This window comes from Gaetbulibacter sp. NE (assembly GCF_025548475.1).
Lineage (GTDB): Bacteria > Bacteroidota > Bacteroidia > Flavobacteriales > Flavobacteriaceae > Gaetbulibacter_B > Gaetbulibacter_B jejuensis.
This window is the reverse complement of sequence record NZ_JAOQHY010000009.1, coordinates 1-21185: the sequence shown is the minus strand read 5'-3', so window position 1 is coordinate 21185 and position 21185 is coordinate 1. Positions and strand designations below refer to the sequence as shown.

The window sequence follows — 21185 nt, the reverse complement described above, 5'->3', positions numbered from 1 at the left end:
GAAAAGAGCGAGACGTTGTATGTATAATTTAAGGTAACTAAATTTAATATGAGTCTCGATGAAAATCGGGATTTTTTTTTATGATAAAGTCAGTAGCTATACAAGGTATTAAAGGGTCATTTCATCATATTGTATCTAAACAATTTTTTGATGATACTGTGGCTATCGATGAGTGCTTGTCGTTTGATATAGCAGTAAATAGCTTGCTTTCAGGAAAGAGCGATACGGTTATTATGGCTATTGAAAACTCTATAGCTGGCTCTATTATACCCAATTATGCATTAATTGATACTCATAATTTACACATTATTGGAGAGCATTATCTTGATGTGCAACACAACCTTATGGCATTACCAAACCAAGCGTTAAGTGCTATTAAAGAAGTGTATTCGCATCCTATGGCGTTGTTGCAGTGTAAAGAGTTTTTTAAAGCATATCCTCATATAAAGCTTATTGAAGATAAGGATACAGCAGAGGTTGCGCAACGCATAAAAGAACAAAATTTAAAAGGCGTTGCGGCTATTGCTAGTGGATTGGCTGCTGAATTGTTTGAATTGGAAATTTTAGCAGAAAGTATACAAACCATAAAACATAACGAAACACGTTTTGTGATTGTAAAGACGCAAAACTCTGAGATTTCTGAAAGTGATATTAATAAAGCGTCTATCAAATTTGAATTAGACCATAAACGAGGTAGTTTGGCAACTGTGCTTAATGTAATGAGCGATTGTAAATTGAATTTAACCAAAATACAGTCGTTGCCTAAAATAAATTCACCTTGGAAATACGCCTTTTTTGTGGATGTAACTTTTGATGCTTATGAAGACTTTAAAAAAGCAAAATCTATTTTACAGATTATGGCACAAGATTTAAAAATATTAGGAGAATATAAAAATGCAAAGTTATGATTTCAGTAGCTGACAGATTGCATACCGTTGAAGAGTACTATTTCTCTAGAAAACTCAAGGAAGTTAACCTTTTGAAAGAGCATGGTAAACCTATCATTAATTTAGGAATTGGTAGTCCAGATTTGCAACCACCATCTAGAGTGGTATCAGCTATTGTTGATAGTATGCAAGATGCTACAGCGCATAAATATCAAAGCTATCAAGGTTTGCCAGAGTTAAGGCAAACGATGGCAGATTTTTATAAAAAACACTTTAGTGTGTCGTTAAGCCCTAAAACCGAAATTTTACCATTAATGGGAAGTAAGGAAGGGATTATGCACATTTCAATGGCATTTTTAAATGAAGGCGATGGCGTGTTAATACCAAATCCTGGATATCCTACATATACTTCGGTAACTAAACTTGTAGGAGCTACACCTTTGTTTTATGATTTAAAAGAAAAAAATAATTGGTTGCCAGATTTTGTTGCACTTGAAAAAACACATGATTTAAGTAAAGTGAAAATCATGTGGATTAATTACCCACACATGCCAACAGGAACTGTTGCGCCTAATAAGTTTTATGAAGATGTTATTGAGTTTGCAAAACGTCATAATATTCTTGTGGTTAATGATAATCCGTACAGCTTTATTTTAAACCAATTTCCAAGAAGTATTCTTAAGTATAAAAATGCCAAAGACCACTGTTTAGAGCTTAACTCGTTGAGTAAAACGTTTAATATGGCAGGATGGCGAGTAGGAATGGTTATGGGAAAGTCAGAATATTTAGACAGTATCATAAAAGTGAAAAGTAACATGGATTCTGGTATGTTTTATGGTATCCAAAAAGGCGCTATTGAAGCGTTAAACTGTTCTGATATGTGGTACTTAAGCCTAAATAGTGTGTATGAAAAAAGAAGAACACTAGTTTGGGAACTAGCCGAAGCATTGAACTGTACGTATGATAAAAACGCAACAGGAATGTTTGTTTGGGCAAAATTACCAGAGTTTGTAAAGTCAGAAGAATTTATAGACACAGTTTTAAAAAACGATTCCATTTTTATTGCACCAGGAACCATTTTTGGAAGTAATGGAGAAGGATACATAAGGTTTTCGTTATGTGCAGAAACCGAAGAAATTGAAGAAGCAATTGCAAGAGTAAAATGAAAAAAATAGTTGTAATAGGAGTAGGATTAATAGGAGGTAGTTTTGCGCTAGATATAAAGCGTGTTTACAAAGATGCTGTTATTTATGGTGTTGATGAAAGTGATACACATCTAGACGAAGCATTAGAACTTCAAGTAATTGATAAAAAAGCAGAATTAAATGAAATCTCAAATGCCGATTTGGTTATTGTTTCAATTCCTGTTGATGCTACAGTAAAGCATATTTCAAAGGTGCTGGATTTAGTGTCAGATACCACATTGGTTATTGATGTAGGTTCTACTAAAGAAGCCATTTGTGAAGTTATAGATACACATAAAAATCGTAGGAATTTTTTGGCTGCACATCCAATTGCTGGTACTGAGTTTTCAGGACCTAAAGCTGCAAAACAGCATTTATTCAATGGTAAAACCATGATTATTTGCGAAGTAGAAAAAACAGCATTTAAGCTACAGGAGAAAGCATTGCAATTGTTTTCTAATGTTGGTATGCGTATTCGTTACATGAACCCAAAAGCGCATGACAAACACATAGCTTATGTGTCGCATTTATCGCACATTAGTTCATTTATGCTTGGAAAAACAGTTATTGAAAAAGAAAAGAATGAACGCGATATTTTTGATATGGCAGGAAGTGGTTTTGAAAGTACTGTGCGTTTAGCAAAAAGTTCACCAGATATGTGGACACCCATTTTTAAGCAGAACAAAGCTAACGTAGTTGAAACTCTAGAAGAGTATATCAACAACCTTTCAAAATTCAAACAGTTTATGGAAGCTGACAATTTTGAGGCTATTCACAGTGAAATGAAAAATACAAATCATATAAAAGATATTTTAAACGGAATTATATAAAAAAGGAAATGTTATGGAAAACAAGAAAGAATTAAGATCGTGGTTAGATAATTTCGGATTAGACCATCCGTTAGTAATTGCAGGACCATGTAGCGCAGAAACCGAAGAGCAAGTACTAAAAATTGCACACCAACTTAAAGATAGTGATGCAACAGTGCTTAGAGCAGGAATTTGGAAACCAAGAACGCGACCAGGAAACTTTGAAGGTGTTGGAGCTTTGGGTCTTAAATGGTTACAGAAAGCTAAAGAAGAAACAGGAATGTTAACCACAACTGAGGTTGCAAACGCACACCATGTTGATTTAGCATTAAAGCACGATGTCGATATTTTATGGATTGGTGCAAGAACAACTGTTAGCCCTTTTATTGTTCAGGATATTGCTGATGCTTTAAAAGGAACAGACAAAACCGTATTGATAAAAAACCCTGTAAACCCAGATTTGGCTTTATGGTTGGGAGCTGTTGAACGTTTTTACACTGCTGACGTTAAAAACTTGGGTGTAATTCACAGAGGGTTTTCAACTTATGAAAAAACAAGATACAGAAACAATCCAGAGTGGCAATTGGCTGTAGATTTACAAAATCGCTTCCCTGATTTGCCATTAATTTTAGATCCTTCGCATATTGCTGGAAGAAGAGATATTATTTTCGATTTATGCCAAACAGCATTAGATCTTAATTACGACGGAATTATGGTTGAAACACATCACGACCCAGATAACGCTTGGAGTGATGCTGCACAACAGATTACACCTGAGACGCTTGTTCAGTATACAAAAGATCTTAAAATAAGAAAGGAATCTGAAGATGCTGCGGAGTTTAATAACAAGCTTAATACCTTACGTACGCAAATAGACGTGGTGGACCATCAACTTATTGAAATGTTAGGCAAACGTATGAAGGTTGCTGATGAAATTGGAGCGCTTAAAAAATCTAAAAACGTGGCAGTACTTCAGTCTAAACGATGGAACGAGATACTAGGAAAAATGATTTTACAAGGCGAAGAAAAAAATCTTAGTGAAGAATTTATCTTAAGAGTATTTAAAGCCATTCACCAAGAATCTATTAACCATCAGGAAAAAATCATTAATGGATAATTAATAGAAAGCCTCATTAAGAGGCTTTTTTTTATGTGTTTTCTCATTCAAAAGTAGTGTTTACTCATTATGGGTTTTAGTTGATAGTGATTTCAATTAGGTTTGAATCATTAATCAAACTATCACTATTATGAAACCAACAGTATTCTTTTTATTTTTCAGTCTTTCTTTCTCTTTTTTTGGTCAAAACAGTATTAGCGGAACCGTTTATGATACTGAAGGAGTATTGCCTTTTGCTAATGTTATAGTAAAGCATACCTTCAAAGGTGTTATTGCTGATGAGAACGGTAAATTTACAATTGAAGCTAAACCTACTGATACATTACAGGTTTCCTTTTTAGGCTATACACCTAAAGACGTGCATTTGCAAAACATTAAAGATCTTGATGTGGTTTTAGATGGTTATGAATCTCTTGATGAGGTTGTAGTAACGGCATTTGATTCAAGTTGTAGAACAATCCTTACGTGCTGTGGATATTATATTAGCTATGAACACATTTATGAAGAAGCTAAGGGTGTTGAACCAAAAATTTATCCAAATCCTTCAAGTACTGGTGTTTTTAATTTTGTTTCTCAAAGAGACTACCAAACCGTTGAGATTTTAATTCACGATTTTTCTGGAAGGCAAATACAAAAATTGCAATGGAGTAACTTTAACAGAAAAGGACAAATCGACTTATCAGGATATCAATCAGGAATTTATTTAGTAAACATAAAAGCCGATGGAACTTGGCTAGAAACCAAAAAGATAATTAAAGGATAAAAAAAGACCTCGTTTGAGGTCTTTTTTTAATCTTGTGTAGCTTGTTTTTTAAAAACATAACGAGTTATAAAAATACCTTGACCGTCATCTTTTCCACTATCGCTTTCAACAGCACTTGTTACAAATAGCAATTCCCAGCCATCATTAGCCATAGCTGATAATTTTGAAGAAATTATAGCATCATTGGCAGCAATGTTTTGAAAGCGAATACCACCAAGATTGTAAAAGTTTAAAAGTTTGGTTTCTTCAAAATCTTTTACCCTTATGTCTTTACGTTTAGATTTGTTTCTTGTGTTATCTTCTTCTGTTTGTTCAGAGGTAAAGTCTTCGTAGTTTCTTTCAGCTTCCGCAGAAATAATTCTAGAACGACCTAAGCCATTTGGTACTATAGATTCCACGCTAGTTATTACTTTGTATTCTACTTGAGCGCTTGTCTCTAAAAAAGAGAATAAACAAATAACAGTAATTATCAATAAGTTTTTCATATTTGAAAGGTTTAGTAAATTTAAGTTTTAAAGATACATTTTTCTTAAATTTAAATATTGTTAATTTGCTTATTCAACAAAATAATTAATGACAGGAACAGTTTACAAATCTACAGGTAGTTGGTATACCGTAAAAAACAATTTAGGCGAAGTTTATCAATGTCGCATAAAGGGTAAATTTCGTATAAAAGGGATAAAAAGTACTAACCCAATAGCTGTTGGCGATGTTGTAGATTTTGAACTGGAAACCAATAACGACGAAACTACAGGTATTATCAATAACATTCACGATAGGCAAAATTATATTGTCCGTAAATCGGTTAACCTGTCTAAACAAACACATGTTATAGCGTCAAATGTTGACCAAGTGTTTTTGTTAGTGACTATTGATAATCCACCAACATTTACAAGTTTTATAGATCGATTTTTGGTAACAGCCGAAGCTTATTCAGTAAAAACTATTTTACTCTTCAATAAAATTGATTCTTATAGCGACGACACACTAGACGAAGTAAAATACCTAGCGCATGTGTACCGAAAAATAGGCTATGAATGTATCGGTATTTCGGCAACTACAGGGAAAAATATTGATAAGGTTAAGTCTTTGATGAAAGATAAAACGAGCATGTTTGCTGGTCATTCTGGTGTTGGTAAATCTACATTAGTTAATGCAATTGAACCTGATTTGGATTTAAAAACCAAAGAAATTTCAACACAGCACATGCAAGGGCAACATACTACAACTTTTGCTGAAATGTTCGATTTAAGTTTTGGGGCTAAAATTATCGATACTCCAGGTATCAAAGGGTTTGGAGTTGTGGATATGGATAAGGAAGAAGTTGGCGATTATTTTCCTGAGTTTTTTGAGTTGAAACAAGACTGTAAGTTTAATAATTGTTTACATCTTGAAGAACCTAAATGTGCTGTAAAAGACGCACTCGAAAACGATGAGATTGCCTACTCAAGATACCGAAGTTATTTGCAGATTTTAGAAGGTGAAGACGAACATTACCGAACTGATAACTGGGATAACGAATAGTTTATGAAAGCAGTAATACAAAGAGTATCTAAAGCAAGTGTAACGATTAAAGGAGATAAAGTTGCCAATATAAATCAAGGGCTTTTAATTCTGTTAGGAATTGTTGATGAGGATACCAAAGAAGATATTGATTGGTTATCTAAAAAGATTGCTAACCTTCGCATTTTTGCAGATGAAAATGACGTTATGAATAAGTCTGTCATGGATGTTAAAGGTAAGGTAATTGTTGTGAGCCAGTTTACCTTGCATGCAAGCACAAAAAAAGGAAATAGACCAAGCTATATAAAAGCAGCGAAACCTGATGTGGCTGTTCCTTTGTATGAGGAGTTTGTAAAACAAATAGAAACTGATTTAGGAACAACAGTTCAAACAGGTGAATTTGGCGCAGACATGAAAGTTGAGCTGCTCAATGATGGTCCTGTTACAATTATTATAGATACTAAGAATAAAGAGTAATGGCTTCAATATTTGGACATGGTATTGCAGCATTTACAATTGCAAAAGTAGCTTCCAAGAAAGCTTCAATTGGCTTGGTGGTTTTAGCAATACTGTCTTCAATTCTTCCAGATGTAGATGTGTTGGCTTTTAATTTCGGAGTTCCATACGAATCGCCTTTTGGACATAGAGGTTTTACTCATTCCATTTTATTTGCAATTATTTGGGCTTTATGCATTTGCGTGTTGTTTGGTAAGCAAAGGAAAATGCTGTATTTCTTAGTGATACTCTTCAGTACATTGTCTCATGGGATTTTAGATGCATTAACAACAGGTGGAAAAGGTGTTGGTTTTTTTATTCCGTTTGATAATGAGCGTTATTTTTTTCCGTATCAAGTGATAAAAGTATCTCCAATAGGAGTGGAAAGATTTTTTTCAGAATGGGGATTACTAGTCATTTTTAGCGAACTCAAATATGTGTTTTTACCATGTGTTTTAATACTGATTTTTAAATTATTAATAAATAGGTTATTAAAAGAAGATTAATCTTTTGCGCTTTGGTAAATATTTATATTTTTGGTTTTTAACAATTTATTATGCCTACAAAAATTCTTCTTGCCATTGCCTTCTTCTCTATTTCATTTTTATCAAATGCGCAGGACGAAAGCTTATTGGTTGTAGCAACTATTCCATCTGAACTTACAACTGAAGCAAATGCGGTTGTTAGATATAATCATAAAAAGATTGAGATTTCTTCTTTGAAAAGTTTAAGTGTAGCTCATAAAAGAATAGTTACAATTTTAAATAAAGCTGGTAACCGTAATGTTGAAGCTTATGTGAGTTATGATAAAGGAATAGATATTAAAAAAATTGAAGCTAAAGTTTATGACCAATTTGGAAATCAAATAAAAAAGTTTAAAAAATCTGATTTTGAAGATGTTTCTGCCGCAAACGATTTTTCACTTTATGAAGATAGTAGAGTTAAATATTTAAACTACACACCAACTGAATATCCATATACCATAGAGTTTTATTATGAGACTAACACAAATAATACTGCATTTATACCTAGTTGGTATCCCTTAGAAGGGTATTATGTAAGTACGCAAAAAAGTGTATACGAAATTGCTTATGAAACAGGGATTGATATTAAACAAAAAGAGTATAATTTTAAGGGTTATGAAATAGTAAACAATAGCCAAGACAATAATTTACTTTACGAAGTAAATAACATAAAAGCGATTAAATCAGAGGCTTACAGTCCTGATTTCAAAAATATTAGCCCTCATTTAGGGGTCGCTTTAAATAAGTTTCACTATGAAGGTTTTTATGGAGAGTCTAATGATTGGACAAGCTTAGGGAAATGGATGTATGATGAATTGTTAGTAGGTAGAACTGAACTTCCTGAAACAACAAAATCTGAAATAAAAGCATTGGTTATGGGAATAGATGATCCTATTGAAAAAGCCAAAGTAGTATACAACTTTGTTCAGCAAAGAACAAGATATATAAGCGTGCAAGAAGGTATTGGAGGTATACAGCCCATTGAAGCCTCAAAAGTAGATGAGGTTAAGTATGGTGACTGTAAAGGGCTAACCAATTACACCAAAGCTCTTATGGATGTAGTGGGTGTAAAAACAAATTATTCAAGAGTATATGCTTCTAGAAGTACTGTTGATATTGATAAGGAGTTTGTGACTTTTTTGGGTCAAACAAATCATGTAATATTAAATCTTCCAACACCAAATGGAGACATTTGGTTAGAATGTACAAGTCAAACCTCTCCATTTGGTTATAATGCAAATTTTACTGATGATAGAGATGTATTTGTCATTACACCAGAAGGAGGAAAAATAGTTCATACTCAGGTTTATGATGCAGAAAAAAATCTTTTAGAAACAAACTCTACCATCAATTTAAGCCCTAATGGATCTATTGATGCCAAAATTACTTCTAGTGCATTTGGTGCTAGATACGATTATCTCGCTCATACTCGTGGACTTTTAGAAAAAGACCAAAAGCTTTTTTATAAAGAAAAATGGGGATATTTAGGCGATTTGACTATAGACTCAATGAGCTATAATGATGACAGAGATAGTATTGTTTTTACTGAAACTATTCAAATGAAAGCTGAGCGTTATGCTACTAAGGTAGGGAATAGACTCTTATTGCAACCAAATTTTTTTAATAGAGAACAATCAATTCCGAAGCGTTATTCTAAAAGAAAGCTTCCTTTTGAAATTGAAAGAGGCTACATTAACAGAGACTCATACATAATTACTATCCCAAATGGTTTTATGGCTGATGCATTAATTGATTCGGTATCTATTGAAACTAAATTTGGAAGTTATACAATGTCAATTTCAAAACATTCAGATAGTGAGCTGTTCTACAAAAGAGAACTAAGCTAAATAAAGGGATTTATTCACAAAGTGAGTATAATGATTATAGAGATTTTTGGATAGAAGTAACTAAAAATGATAAAGCAAAAATAGTATTAAAACCTAATTTATAAAAAATGAAAAAAACAGTTATTATTTTCTTGTTATTTATAGGACAATTAACGTATTGTCAAAACTATAAGTTTGGGAAAGTTAGTGAAGAAGAACTTTTAGAAACTCAACACCCAGAATATCCTGAAGCAACTGCAGCTATTCTCTATAAGAAACAAAAGATAATGTTTGACTACATACAAGGTAAGGGATTTATTCAAAGCACAGAAATACAAGAGCGAATAAAGATTTATAATAAAGAAGGTTTTGATTATGCTACAAAAATGATAACTCTTTATGATGGAGCAAGTAGTGCTTCCTCTGAAAAGTTAATAGGACTAAAAGCTTACACATACAATATTGAAGGAGGTAAAATCATAAAAGATAAACTAAAGAATAGTGATGTTTTTGATGAAGACACCAATAAGTATCGTAAAACAACCAAGTTTACAATGCCAAATCTTAAAGAAGGCTGTGTTATAGAGTTAGAATATACTATAGAATCACAATTGTTTTCTATAGATGATATTGCATTTCAACAAATGATACCAACCAAAAATTTTGAACTGTCACTAAACACACCTGAGTATTTAATTTATAAGACATTTTTAAACCCAAGAGCAACTTATATTCCGCAATTAACTGAAACAAAAAAGCGTAGAAGTGTTACTATAACAAGTAGAGAAAGATCTCAATCAAGAGGTGGTGGATTAGCTAACTATAGTTCTTCAAAAATTGATTTTAACGATAATGTAGTTGAAGCAAATCTGTCTAATATTCCTCCATTAAAAGATGAGAATTATGTGGACAATTTGGCAAATTACCAATCAAGATTATTGGTTGAGTTAGAGCGTATAGAGCTTCCAAATCAGCCTATAGAATATCTTTCTACAACATGGGAAAAGGTGACAAATACAATCTATGACGATTCAGACTTTGGAGATCAATTAAGTAAAAATAATTACTTTAAAAAAGATTTAGAGATATTAATGTCTAGTAAGCCTACGAATGATAAAATAGAAAAGGTATCCATGATTTTAGATTTTGTTAAGTCAAAAGTAAAATGGAATGAATATTATGGTTATACTGCTGAGCAAGGTGTATCAAAAGCATATAAAGATGGAGTTGGTAATAGTGCTGACATAAATTTAATGCTAACCTCAATGCTAAGATATGTAGGTATGGATGCTAATCCGGTTTTAGTAAGTACAAAAAATAATGGAATTCCATTAGTCCCAACAAGATCAGGATTTAATTATGTTATATCTGCTGTTAATGTTGATGGCAAAATAATTTTAATAGACGCTACAAGAAAACATGGTACCATTGATATTTTACCTACAAATACTCTTAACTGGTTAGGTAGATTAATAAAAGAGGATGGGAGTTCTGATTGGATTAACCTAATACCAGAAGTAAGCTCAAGCGAAATGGTTTCTTTGAACGCCAAATTAGAAACAGACCTTTCAATAAATGGAAAAATAAGACATCAATATACGAACTATCAAGCCAACAGATTAAGAAATAAATATGATGGATATGGTGATGAGAAAGTTATAGAAGCATTAGAGAAAGATAAAGGGCTTATTGAAATTTCAGATTTAAATCTTAGCCAAATAAACGAAGTAGATAAGCCAGTTTTATTATCATATGACTTTAATATTGATGAAGCTATAGAGGATGTTGGAGGAGATTTGTATTTAAAGCCAATGCTGTTCTTAGCTTCTAAAGAAAACCCATTTAAGCAAGACACAAGAATATATCCTATAGATTTTGTGTATCCAATTTCAGATAAATATATGGTGAATATGATGATTCCTGAAGGTTATGAATTAGATGTATTGCCAGAAAGTGTTAAATATCAGTTTAATGGTTCAGACGGAGTATTTACTTACATGGCTAATAAAAATGGAAGTTATATTCAGTTTGTTATAACGTTTGAACTTAATAAAACCTTAATTTTGCCAACCGAATACAAGCAGTTTAAAGAGTTTTATCAATTAATGATTGAAAAGCAAAATGAACAAATAGTGCTTAAAAAAATATAACAATGAATATTGAAAATGCTCAAAAAATAGTTGATGACTGGATAAAAGAACATGGAGTACGTTACTTTAACGAACTTACTAATATGGCTCAACTTACAGAGGAAGTAGGTGAAGTAGCTCGTATTATTGCACGTCGTTACGGAGAGCAAAGTGAAAAAGAAAGCGATAAGGATAAAGATTTAGGTGAAGAATTGGCTGATGTGGTTTTTGTTGTATTATGTTTAGCAAATCAAACAGGAATAGATTTGCAGGCAGCTTTTGATAAAAAAATGGATAAAAAAACCAAGCGAGACCACGATAGACATCACAATAATCAAAAGTTAAAATAAAAATTTATAATTGACACATCGAGTTTTCTCGATGTGTTTTATCAGTTCAAAATGAACATCAAATTATTCAAATCACAAATAAAAACCGTTTCTAGTATCACAATAACAGGTTCTAAGAGTGAATCTAATAGATTGTTGCTGCTACAAGCGTTATATCCTGAAATAAAAATTGAAAACCTATCCAATTCAGATGATAGTGTAGTAATGTCTAAAGCGCTGAGTTCAAATTCGAATACAGTAGTAGATATACATCATGCAGGTACAGCAATGCGTTTTCTTACAGCTTTTTTTGCAACCCAACAAGGTAAAGAAGTGACTTTAACAGGGTCGCAACGTATGAAAGAACGACCAATACAAATTCTTGTAGAAGCGTTGAATCAGTTAGGGGCTAATATTTCTTATTTGGAGAATTCTGGTTGTCCACCATTGCTCATAAAAGGTAAAGCGCTTACTCAAAATAAAATTAGCTTAAAAGCTAATGTAAGTAGTCAATATATTTCTGCACTATTGTTAATTGCACCTAAGCTAGAGCAAGGTTTAGAGTTGACTTTAAATGGCGAAATCACTTCAATTCCTTATATAAACATGACCTTGAATTTGTTAAATCAAATTGGAGTTGAAACATCTTTCAAAAATAATGTCATTACAGTAAATCCGTTAAAGGAGGTTTCAGGGGATAAAACAATAGTTGTGGAGTCCGATTGGTCTTCAGCATCGTATTTTTATAGTATTGTTGCGTTAAGTCCTATTGGAACTCAAGTTAAATTATCTTCATACAAACAAGATTCTTTACAAGGCGATTCAGTTTTAGCTGAATTATACCAAGCATTTGGTGTTAAAACCACTTTCAAAGGACTTTCAATAGTTTTAGAGAAAACATCTCAGCATCAAGCTGAAATTGCTTTTGATCTTGTAAAATCACCTGATATTGCGCAAACCATTGCTGTAACAGCATTAGGTTTAGGTGTGAAATGCGATTTAGAAGGATTGCCTACCCTAAAAATAAAGGAAACAGATAGATTAGTTGCGCTTAAAAATGAAATAGAAAAACTAGGAGGAGATATAGAAGTAACCAACGAAACGCTTCACCTAAAACCGTTTGATGGCAATTTTAAACTAGCAACTATACAAACATATAACGACCACAGAATGGCAATGGCATTTGCTCCATTAGCGTTAAAAACTGAGCTAAAAATTGAAGATGCTATGGTAGTTTCAAAGTCCTATCCAACATTTTGGGACGATTTAAAATCTATAGGTTTTCAAATAAACCAATAATAATCTTTGAATTACTTGACAAACCCTATGTTGAGATTGTATATTTGCCACTTGCAAAAAATAAAACATTGAAATGAAATTATCGCACTTTAACTTTAAACTCCCTGAAGAATTACTAGCCGACAGACCATCTGACATTAGAGATGAGGCAAGATTAATGGTACTTAATAGAAAAGAACAAACAATTGAACACAAACTATTTAAGGACGTTATCGATTATTTTGATGAAGGAGATGTGATGATCTTAAACAATACAAAAGTGTTTCCAGCACGTTTGTATGGTAATAAAGAAAAAACAGGAGCAAGAATTGAAGTGTTTTTGTTAAGAGAGTTAAACGAAGAACAACGCCTTTGGGATGTTCTTGTAGATCCTGCTCGTAAAATAAGAATTGGAAACAAATTATACTTTGGTGATGACGATACTTTAGTAGCTGAAGTTATTGATAATACAACATCTAGAGGTAGAACATTACGTTTTCTTTACGACGGTTCTTACAAAGAATTCAGAAATAAATTAACTGAGCTTGGTGAAACTCCATTACCAAAATACATTAAAAGAGATGTAGAGCCAGAAGACGAAGAGCGTTACCAAACTATTTTCGCTAAAAACGAAGGTGCTGTAGCAGCTCCAACTGCTGGTCTTCACTTTTCAAAACACTTACTTAAGCGTTTAGAAATTAAAGGTGTTGAATTGCCAGAAATTACACTTCATGTTGGTTTAGGAACATTCAACCCTGTTGAGGTAGAAGACCTTTCTAAACATAAAATGGATAGCGAGGAAATTTTTATAGGTCCTGATGCTGTGGAGACTATCAACAAAGGGATTTCAACCAAAAAACGTGTATGTGCTGTAGGTACAACATCTATGCGAGCTATTGAAAGTTCAGTATCGTCTAGTGGTACGCTTAACGAGTTTTCAGGATGGACAAACAAATTTATTTTCCCTCCTTACGATTTTAGTATTGCTAACTGTATGATTACTAATTTTCATACACCAAAATCAACATTATTAATGATGGTTTCTGCTTTTGCAGGTCATGATTTCATGAAAAAAGCTTACGAAGAAGCTGTTAAAGAAAAATACCGTTTCTACACTTATGGAGACGCCATGTTAATTCTTTAATATATTATATAAATCGATAATTATTAAAGCCTTACTAAATGTAAGGCTTTTTTATATGTAGCTTTTATTATTTTTGCAGTATCTATGGAGATTAAAAAGAAAGATATACGTGCGCTTACCAAAGAACAGCTTAGAGACTTTTTTGTAAAAGAAGGCGATAAAGCATTTCGAGGGAATCAGGTGTATGAGTGGCTTTGGAACAAAGGAGCTCACACATTTGAAGATATGACCAATATTTCCAAAGACACCAGAAATATGTTGGAGGATAACTTTGTTATCAATCATATTCAGGTGGATCAAATGCAACGTAGTAGTGATGGTACAGTTAAAAATGCTGTGCGTTTACACGACGGTTTGGTTGTGGAGTCGGTTCTTATTCCTACTAAAACAAGAACTACTGCGTGTGTGTCTTCGCAAGTAGGTTGTAGTTTAGACTGTAGATTTTGTGCTACTGCTAGATTAAAGCGTATGCGAAATTTAAATCCTGATGAGATTTTTGATCAGGTTGTTGCTATTGATAATGAAAGCAGACTGTATTTTGATAGACCTTTGAGTAATATTGTATTTATGGGAATGGGAGAACCACTCATGAATTATAATAACGTACTAAAAGCAATTGATAAAATTACTTCTCCAGAAGGCTTAGGGATGTCTCCAAAGCGAATTACAGTTTCTACTTCAGGAGTTCCTAAGATGATTAAAAAAATGGCAGATGAAGAGGTGAATTTTAAGCTAGCCGTTTCACTTCATTCAGCAATTGATGAGGTTCGTACTTCTATTATGCCATTTAATGTAACATTTCCGTTAAAAGATTTACGTGAAGCATTAGAGTATTGGTATGCTAAAACCAAAAACAGAATCACTTATGAGTATGTGGTTTGGGATGGTATTAACGATACTAAAAAAGATGTAGATGCACTTATTGAGTTTTGCAAATTTGCGCCAAGTAAAGTCAATTTAATTGAATACAACCCAATTGACGACGGTGAGTTTCAGCAAGCAGATAATAAAGCATTGCAAATGTATATTGATATGCTCGAAGCCAATAATATTACTGTTACAGTAAGGAGATCTAGAGGTAAGGATATTGATGCAGCATGTGGGCAATTAGCAAATAAAACATAAAAAAAAGAGCGACTTAATAGTCGCTCTTTTGATTTTTCATAAGGTTTTAAAACATTACTGCTTTAAGACTTTAATAGTTTTGGTGTTTCCGTTTATAGTAACTTTAGTTAAATAAATTCCGTCTTTTAAATCAGACATATTAATTGTTTCTCTATTTAAACTTAAGTTATTATTTATTACTTGTTGACCTAAGATGTTAAATATTTCAACATGTTCTAGAGGAGTGCTAGAAGATTCTAAAGTTAAAACGTCTGTGTCTTTGTTGTAGAAATGAGAGAAAGTATCGTTTGTAACTTCATCAATAGAAGCGGTAGGGTCAGCTTCGGTTGTGAAACTCCAAATTTCAGAAGCGGTTTCGCCACCAATATTTACAGCAATAATTTGCCAGTAATAAGTTGTGTCGAAAGAAATATTGTATATGAAATCTCCATTAGGGAAATTGTTAAATTCTTGTACAGGAGGATTTTCTGTACCAAGAACTAGTCTGTAGCTAGTTGCTGGATCTCCAGTAGTAGGCTCTGTCCAAGAGAAATATATTTTGTTGGGATAATCAATGTCATCTTGTACAAGAGGAACATCAGTTGCTTCATCTGCAGGACTTGGTTCGATAACAGCATCAGGAGCTGAAACAGTTGGTTGTTGTACAACAACATTATCAAAACCCCACCACCAAGAGTAGTCCCCTACCCATCTAAACCTTACTTGGGCATTAGATACGCCAGCTAATTCTGTACTAACATCAATAATTTCACTTCCATAAAGGTATCCATCTGTTGCGGCGGCGGCATCATCATATGTTGCAACTGTTATCCAGCTAGATCCATTGTAAACTTCAACATAACCATAACCACTATATCCAGATAGGTAAAAGTGATTGTAGCTTAATTTGATAGTTGTTAATGTCGAACAGTCAAATGTAGGGCTTTCTAGTGCTGCTTCTTCTGGGCCACCACCATAAGCATCGCTATTAAAAATGGCATAAGAGCCAGAAAAGCCAGCAGGATCATAGAGGTAGCTGTTTGGAGTTGTAAAACCAGCAGGAGTTTGACCTGTGTTTTCAAAGGTCCATACGTTTCCTCCTCCGTTTATGTCATTATTAACCCAGCCAGTAGGTACTGTAAGTCCGCCCTCAAAATCTTCAGATATTAATACCTGTCCAAAAATTATAGAGGAAGTAAAAAATAAAGTAAGTAATAAAGTAATTTTTTTCATAAGCTAGTATTTGAATATTAATAGAATTTATAAAGCTACCAAATAATGAATAGTTATCCTACTCTTTTATGTTAAGAAAAACTAAAAAACATCTAAAATAGTATATCACAAGCTTTTTTAGTACGTTTGTTGTTCTCAATTTTAGTAGCTTTTTAATTGAAAATTACAGAACAAATAAAACAACCTATTGCTTATGAAATGGATCTTTTCGAAGAAAAGTTCCGTTTGTCAATGTCTTCTAAGGTTGCATTACTCAACAGAATTACACACTACATTGTTAATAGAAAAGGGAAGCAAATGCGACCTATGTTTGTGTTTCTAGTAGCTAAAATGATTAAAAATGGCGAAGTTAGTGAGCGAACTTATAGAGGTGCTTCGGTAATTGAATTGATTCATACTGCTACTTTAGTGCATGACGATGTTGTTGATGATAGTAATAGACGTAGAGGCTTCTTTTCTATAAATGCACTTTGGAAAAATAAAATTGCAGTACTTATAGGTGATTTTTTATTGTCTAAAGGATTGTTGCTGTCAATTGATAATAATGATTTTGATTTACTTAAAATTATTTCAGTAGCTGTTCGAGAAATGAGCGAAGGTGAGTTGCTCCAAATTGAAAAAGCGAGACAGCTTGATATTACTGAAGATGTCTATTACGAGATTATTCGTCAAAAAACAGCAACGCTTATTGCGGCTTGTTGCAGTTTAGGTGCAGCTTCGGTAAAACCAAATTCACCCGAAGTAGAAACCATGCGAAAATTTGGTGAGCTTATTGGGATGGCATTTCAAATTAAAGATGACTTGTTCGATTATGGAGATGAAGCTATCGGTAAGCCTACAGGAATCGATATTAAAGAGCAAAAAATGACTTTGCCACTCATTTATGTGCTTAACAACAGTTCAGATAAGGAAAGAAAATGGTTAATAAACTCCATCAAAAATCATAACAAAAACACAAAGCGTGTTAAAGAGGTTATAGCTTTTGTGAAAGCTAATGGAGGATTGGAATATGCAATTGATAAAATGAAACAGTTTCAAACAGAAGCACTTCAAATTCTTGATACATATCCAAAATCTGAATTTAAAGATTCGCTAGAACTCATGGTGAATTACGTGATTGACAGAAAAAAATAATTTTTTTTCATACTTCAGGCAACCATTTTAAAAAAACTTTCGTCTTTATAAATAGAAGACCTTATGAAAGCTATTTTGAAAGTTATTCAATTGCATAATAATAACACTGAGCTTATCAGTAAAGCTGCGAAAAACAATCGCGAAGCGCAACATGTGTTGTACGAAATACATGCGCCTAAAATGTTGAGTGTTTGTAGGTATTATATAAAAGATGTTCAAAAAGCGGAAGAGGTAATGCTAAATGGGTTTTTTAAAGCATTTACAAATTTAAAGAGCTTTAAAAACCTAGGAAGTTTTGAAGGTTGGCTGAGAAAAATAATGGTACGAGAAGCAATATCATTTTTAAGACAGCAAAAGCAAATTGAGTTTTCGGTAGAAGAGGTAACAATGCCTCACGATTATGCAAATAATATCAATACCGAAATTGAAATGGCTGAATTACAACAGTTGATTGATGAATTGCCAGAAGGCTATAAAATGGTTTTTGTAATGTATGCTATAGAAGGTTATAAGCACCACGAAATTGCAGAACTATTAAATATATCAGAAGGAACATCAAAATCGCAACTCTTCAAAGCAAGACAAATGCTTCAAGAAAACATTAAAAAATTAAACACATCTAGTTATGGCACCAATTAAGTTTGAGGAAAATCTTAAGGAGAAGATTGAGGAGCGTACCATACAGCCATCTGAGGCAAGTTGGGATGTTTTGGCAAAACGTTTAGATAATCAAGATAAAAGAAAACCCAAAACGGTATATTTTTGGGTTGGTATTGCAGCAAGCATTGTAGGTGTTGCTTTAGTAACGACATTGTTTTTTAATAATTCAGAATTAGAAAACAGCACACCAGCAATTGTAGATACTGAAACTAAAGAAGAACAATTAAAAGAAGAAGTTTTAAATCCTGTTGAAAGCAAAAAAGAAATAAATACTGTTGCTGTAGAACAAGTTGAAGACATAAAAACTTCAACTGAAAAAATAATTCCTACCCCAAAAAGTGGAGCAGTGGTGCAAAAGTCAACAAGAATTGTAAGTCCTAATACAACGGTTACAATTAAAGAAGCTGTGGCTGCAACCACTACTAAAGAGCAAGAAAAAGTTAAGCACTTAGAGACTCCTTTAAACTCACTAGAGTTTGAAAAAGCTAAAATAAACGATGTAGTTGACGAAATAAAAAAGCTCAACCTCGAAGATGTTACAGTTAGTAATGCCGAAATTGATTCGCTTTTAAAACAAGCAGAACGAGAAATACTAAAAAACAGATTATACAACGAAACCACAAGAACGGTAAGTGCTGATGCTTTACTTCAAGACGTTGAAGATGAGCTAGAGCAATCGTTTAGAGCAAAAGTATTTGATGCTCTTAAAAATAGTTTCGACACAGTAAAAACTGCAGTTGCTGAACGAAATCATTAACACTTAAAAAGAAACATTAATCACAAAACGAACAGTTATGAACACTATTACAAAATGCGTAGTGCTAGTAATCTTATGCCTAGTTGTAGGTAAAATGAACGCACAAGACACAATTCAAAAGTCTAAAAATCAGTTTAAAATTGAGAGCCTTGATGAGTTAAAGAAAAAAATTGAAGAAGAAGAACGCGAGTATCTTAAAAAAGAAGTTGAGGCTATAAATCTTCGATTGGAAAATGGCGAAATCACTCAAGAAAAAGCCGATGCGCTTAAAAAAGAAGTAGCCAAAAAGCGTGCGCTTAATATTGAAAATCGTATTGCAATTATAGATAACAAAATAGAGTTGCTAAAGCGTAATGAAATAGGTTATGATAATTTGGACGACGATAAAGGAGATTATTTCGGATTCAGTTTTGGAGGCGATGGCGAAAGCTTTGCAGGTTTTAGAATAAAGAACAGAAAAAAGTTTCGAAAATACGACAAACGCACAACTAGCGACCTAGTGTTTGCAGCAGGTTTTAACAACGCTATTGGTGACGGACAAAAAATAGGTGATGAATATGGTTTTATGAACTCAGGATTTGTAGAGTTAGGTTGGGCTTGGAAAACCAGAGTATTTAAAAACTCAAATGCCTTACGTTTAAAGTACGGATTCTCTTTTCAGTGGAACAAACTATCGCCTAAAGATGATAGGTACTTTGTGCAAAATGGTAACGTAACTACATTAGAGGAATTTCCGTATGAATTAAAAGAGTCTGAATTTAGAGTAACCAATTTGGTAGTGCCAGTGTATTTTGAGTTTGGTCCATCTAAAAAAATCGAAAAAGACGATTATTTCCGTTATTCAACACACAATAAATTTAAAATTGGTGTTGGTGCTTACGCAGGATTTAACATTGGTACACAGCAAAAACTAAGATATAAACAAGATGGAGATAGAGTAAAAGAAAAAATAAAGCGTAATTACAATACTTCCGACTTTGTATATGGTCTTGGCGCTTATGTTGGTTATGGCAGTATGGGATTATATATGAAATACGATTTAAACCCTTTATTTAAGGACCAAGCGTTTGATCAACACAATTTATCAATGGGTTTACGCTTTGATTTAGATTAAAACAATTATTTGAGTTAGTAAAAAAGCCTCCTTAATTGGAGGCTTTGTTGTTTTTAAGAGCAACACTATGTCCTTCTGCTAATAAATAAATAGTATTAGGGTGATTTTTTTCAATACTCTCAACTACTTTTTTGGGAGTTAAATAAGACTCGTAATAGTAAAATACATTATTATGCATCTCATCTAACTTGGTATAAGTATAGTTGTAACTGTTCTTAATTTTTTGTGCTAAATCATCAAGATTATCAAAAATAATGGCGTTAACTTCATGTTTTAATTTGGGGACAAATAAGTTGGCATAATCACGCTGTAAAATAGGAATTGTACCAACTGACATTGCCTCGTTAATATTATGGCATAAAGCCATAACGTAACCAGGACAAGCCAAAAAGAAATGAAACTTTGAAAACGTTGGTCTTAATTCTTGCATAGGTAATGAAAAATCTTCACGTTTTATCAAAATGCATTTATGGTCTTCGTTACTTGTTAAAAATGCTTGAAATTCATGTGGTTTACTGTAGCTTGTTAATAGGTTTTTGTCGTTTAAAAAGTTGTAAATAGCAATTCTACTTATAATGTTAGGTGAAGTATGCTTAATTCTTTCGTAACCCAAGCTGTCAAAATTTCCAATCATAAAAATTGAAGTTTTTCGCGGCACGTAGTTAATGTTGCTGTTCCATAATTGCCTATGGTACATAAGTGGATGTTGAGCTATTGGTATGTAATAAAAACCACTATTCTCATGTGCTGTTTCAATTTTTGAGAAGTAGTCGGCAGTTAAGTTGGTTGAGTTAATTATAATGCCATTAAATGACTTCGTTATGGTTTTAAAAACAACTTGTGCTTCATTGCTTAATAGCCCTAAATATTCTTTTGGATGATGTAAAAACCTAAACTGATTAAAGGTTTTTAGGAAAACAACAGTATAACCTTCAATAAGAAAAGCTTTAACAAGCGTATATAAATATCTATTATAAATTCTTGGGTCCGAAATGTTAAAATAAACCTGTTTAGATTGCTCAATAGCTTTTGGCTTGTAGAATATAAACTTTATAAAAGCAGTTAAAATATATATTACTTTTTTAAAAAACGACATTGAAGTTTTTTGTGATTTCGTTTAACGGTCTCCTTTACTTTGATATTATTAAATTTAACAAGAGTAGAGAGGAGAACTCGAACGGTCTTTAGGTAATAC

At 32.8% G+C, this 21185-nt stretch carries 21 protein-coding genes; 18 read left to right on the top strand and 3 right to left on the bottom strand.

The window, feature by feature from the left end; all coding sequences use genetic code 11:
• Positions 1 to 80 precede the first annotated feature (80 nt).
• The 5 genes from OD803_RS11165 to OD803_RS11145 all read left to right on the top strand — a co-directional run bounded on the left by OD803_RS11165 (position 81) and on the right by OD803_RS11145 (position 4760).
• Complete coding sequence (locus OD803_RS11165) at positions 81 to 908, top strand: prephenate dehydratase (RefSeq protein ID WP_262733463.1); 828 nt, start codon at positions 81 to 83, stop codon at positions 906 to 908.
• On the top strand, positions 905 to 2053 hold the full coding sequence (locus OD803_RS11160) for a pyridoxal phosphate-dependent aminotransferase (protein WP_131508933.1): 1149 nt from the start codon (positions 905 to 907) through the stop codon (positions 2051 to 2053). The genes OD803_RS11165 and OD803_RS11160 overlap by 4 nt, the downstream gene beginning before the upstream one ends.
• Complete coding sequence (locus OD803_RS11155; protein WP_134200912.1) at positions 2050 to 2901, top strand: prephenate dehydrogenase; 852 nt, start codon at positions 2050 to 2052, stop codon at positions 2899 to 2901. The genes OD803_RS11160 and OD803_RS11155 overlap by 4 nt, the downstream gene beginning before the upstream one ends.
• Positions 2902 to 2914: 13 nt before the next feature.
• Entirely contained in the window at positions 2915 to 3997 is a 1083-nt protein-coding gene (locus OD803_RS11150) for a bifunctional 3-deoxy-7-phosphoheptulonate synthase/chorismate mutase type II (protein WP_129761074.1), read from the top strand.
• Between the two features lie 130 nt (positions 3998 to 4127).
• Complete coding sequence (locus tag OD803_RS11145) at positions 4128 to 4760, top strand: T9SS type A sorting domain-containing protein (protein ID WP_262733462.1); 633 nt, start codon at positions 4128 to 4130, stop codon at positions 4758 to 4760.
• Positions 4761 to 4786: 26 nt separating this feature from the next.
• On the opposite strand, the gene OD803_RS11140 is transcribed toward OD803_RS11145, so the two are convergent.
• Positions 4787 to 5245, bottom strand: a complete 459-nt coding sequence (locus tag OD803_RS11140) for a hypothetical protein (protein WP_262733461.1) — start codon at positions 5243 to 5245, stop codon at positions 4787 to 4789.
• A gap of 88 nt (positions 5246 to 5333) precedes the next feature.
• Between OD803_RS11140 and rsgA the strand changes: the two genes are divergently transcribed.
• From rsgA to rlmN, 9 genes are all read left to right on the top strand, one after another.
• Positions 5334 to 6284, top strand: a complete 951-nt coding sequence (gene rsgA / locus OD803_RS11135) for a ribosome small subunit-dependent GTPase A (protein ID WP_262733460.1) — start codon at positions 5334 to 5336, stop codon at positions 6282 to 6284.
• A gap of 3 nt (positions 6285 to 6287) precedes the next feature.
• Positions 6288 to 6740 carry a D-aminoacyl-tRNA deacylase gene (gene dtd, locus OD803_RS11130; RefSeq protein WP_262733459.1) on the top strand — a complete coding sequence of 151 codons (453 nt, stop codon included), beginning with the start codon at positions 6288 to 6290 and terminating at the stop codon, positions 6738 to 6740.
• On the top strand, positions 6740 to 7264 hold the full coding sequence (locus OD803_RS11125) for a metal-dependent hydrolase (RefSeq protein ID WP_262733458.1): 525 nt from the start codon (positions 6740 to 6742) through the stop codon (positions 7262 to 7264). The genes dtd and OD803_RS11125 overlap by 1 nt, the downstream gene beginning before the upstream one ends.
• Before the next feature lie 50 nt (positions 7265 to 7314).
• A complete protein-coding gene (locus tag OD803_RS11120; protein ID WP_262733457.1) occupies positions 7315 to 9129 on the top strand; it encodes a DUF3857 domain-containing protein in 1815 nt (604 codons plus the stop codon).
• A 107-nt stretch (positions 9130 to 9236) separates the two neighbouring features.
• Positions 9237 to 11258, top strand: coding sequence for a DUF3857 domain-containing protein (locus OD803_RS11115; protein WP_262733456.1), 2022 nt, complete (start codon positions 9237 to 9239; stop codon positions 11256 to 11258).
• Between the two features lie 2 nt (positions 11259 to 11260).
• Positions 11261 to 11587, top strand: coding sequence for a nucleotide pyrophosphohydrolase (locus tag OD803_RS11110; protein WP_129761071.1), 327 nt, complete (start codon positions 11261 to 11263; stop codon positions 11585 to 11587).
• A 51-nt stretch (positions 11588 to 11638) separates the two neighbouring features.
• On the top strand, positions 11639 to 12865 hold the full coding sequence (locus OD803_RS11105) for a 3-phosphoshikimate 1-carboxyvinyltransferase (RefSeq protein ID WP_262733455.1): 1227 nt from the start codon (positions 11639 to 11641) through the stop codon (positions 12863 to 12865).
• Between the two features lie 73 nt (positions 12866 to 12938).
• On the top strand, positions 12939 to 13988 hold the full coding sequence (gene queA, locus OD803_RS11100) for a tRNA preQ1(34) S-adenosylmethionine ribosyltransferase-isomerase QueA (protein ID WP_129761069.1): 1050 nt from the start codon (positions 12939 to 12941) through the stop codon (positions 13986 to 13988).
• 84 nt (positions 13989 to 14072) lie between these two features.
• Positions 14073 to 15113 (top strand): 23S rRNA (adenine(2503)-C(2))-methyltransferase RlmN, encoded by a 1041-nt coding sequence (rlmN, locus tag OD803_RS11095; RefSeq protein ID WP_262733454.1) that lies wholly within the window; start codon positions 14073 to 14075, stop codon positions 15111 to 15113.
• Between the two features lie 54 nt (positions 15114 to 15167).
• Here the strand turns inward: rlmN and OD803_RS11090 are convergent, their stop codons facing one another.
• Positions 15168 to 16325, bottom strand: a complete 1158-nt coding sequence (locus OD803_RS11090) for a T9SS type A sorting domain-containing protein (protein ID WP_262733453.1) — start codon at positions 16323 to 16325, stop codon at positions 15168 to 15170.
• Between the two features lie 156 nt (positions 16326 to 16481).
• Between OD803_RS11090 and OD803_RS11085 the strand changes: the two genes are divergently transcribed.
• The 4 genes from OD803_RS11085 to OD803_RS11070 all read left to right on the top strand — a co-directional run bounded on the left by OD803_RS11085 (position 16482) and on the right by OD803_RS11070 (position 19990).
• A complete protein-coding gene (locus OD803_RS11085) occupies positions 16482 to 17459 on the top strand; it encodes a polyprenyl synthetase family protein (protein WP_129761066.1) in 978 nt (325 codons plus the stop codon).
• A gap of 63 nt (positions 17460 to 17522) precedes the next feature.
• Entirely contained in the window at positions 17523 to 18098 is a 576-nt protein-coding gene (locus tag OD803_RS11080) for an RNA polymerase sigma factor (protein ID WP_243832985.1), read from the top strand.
• A complete protein-coding gene (locus tag OD803_RS11075; RefSeq protein WP_262733452.1) occupies positions 18085 to 18876 on the top strand; it encodes a hypothetical protein in 792 nt (263 codons plus the stop codon). The genes OD803_RS11080 and OD803_RS11075 overlap by 14 nt, the downstream gene beginning before the upstream one ends.
• A gap of 37 nt (positions 18877 to 18913) precedes the next feature.
• Entirely contained in the window at positions 18914 to 19990 is a 1077-nt protein-coding gene (locus OD803_RS11070) for a hypothetical protein (protein WP_129761064.1), read from the top strand.
• A gap of 31 nt (positions 19991 to 20021) precedes the next feature.
• Here OD803_RS11070 and OD803_RS11065 read toward each other — a convergent pair whose 3' ends face one another.
• On the bottom strand, positions 20022 to 21086 hold the full coding sequence (locus tag OD803_RS11065; protein WP_262733451.1) for a hypothetical protein: 1065 nt from the start codon (positions 21084 to 21086) through the stop codon (positions 20022 to 20024).
• Positions 21087 to 21185 lie beyond the last annotated feature (99 nt).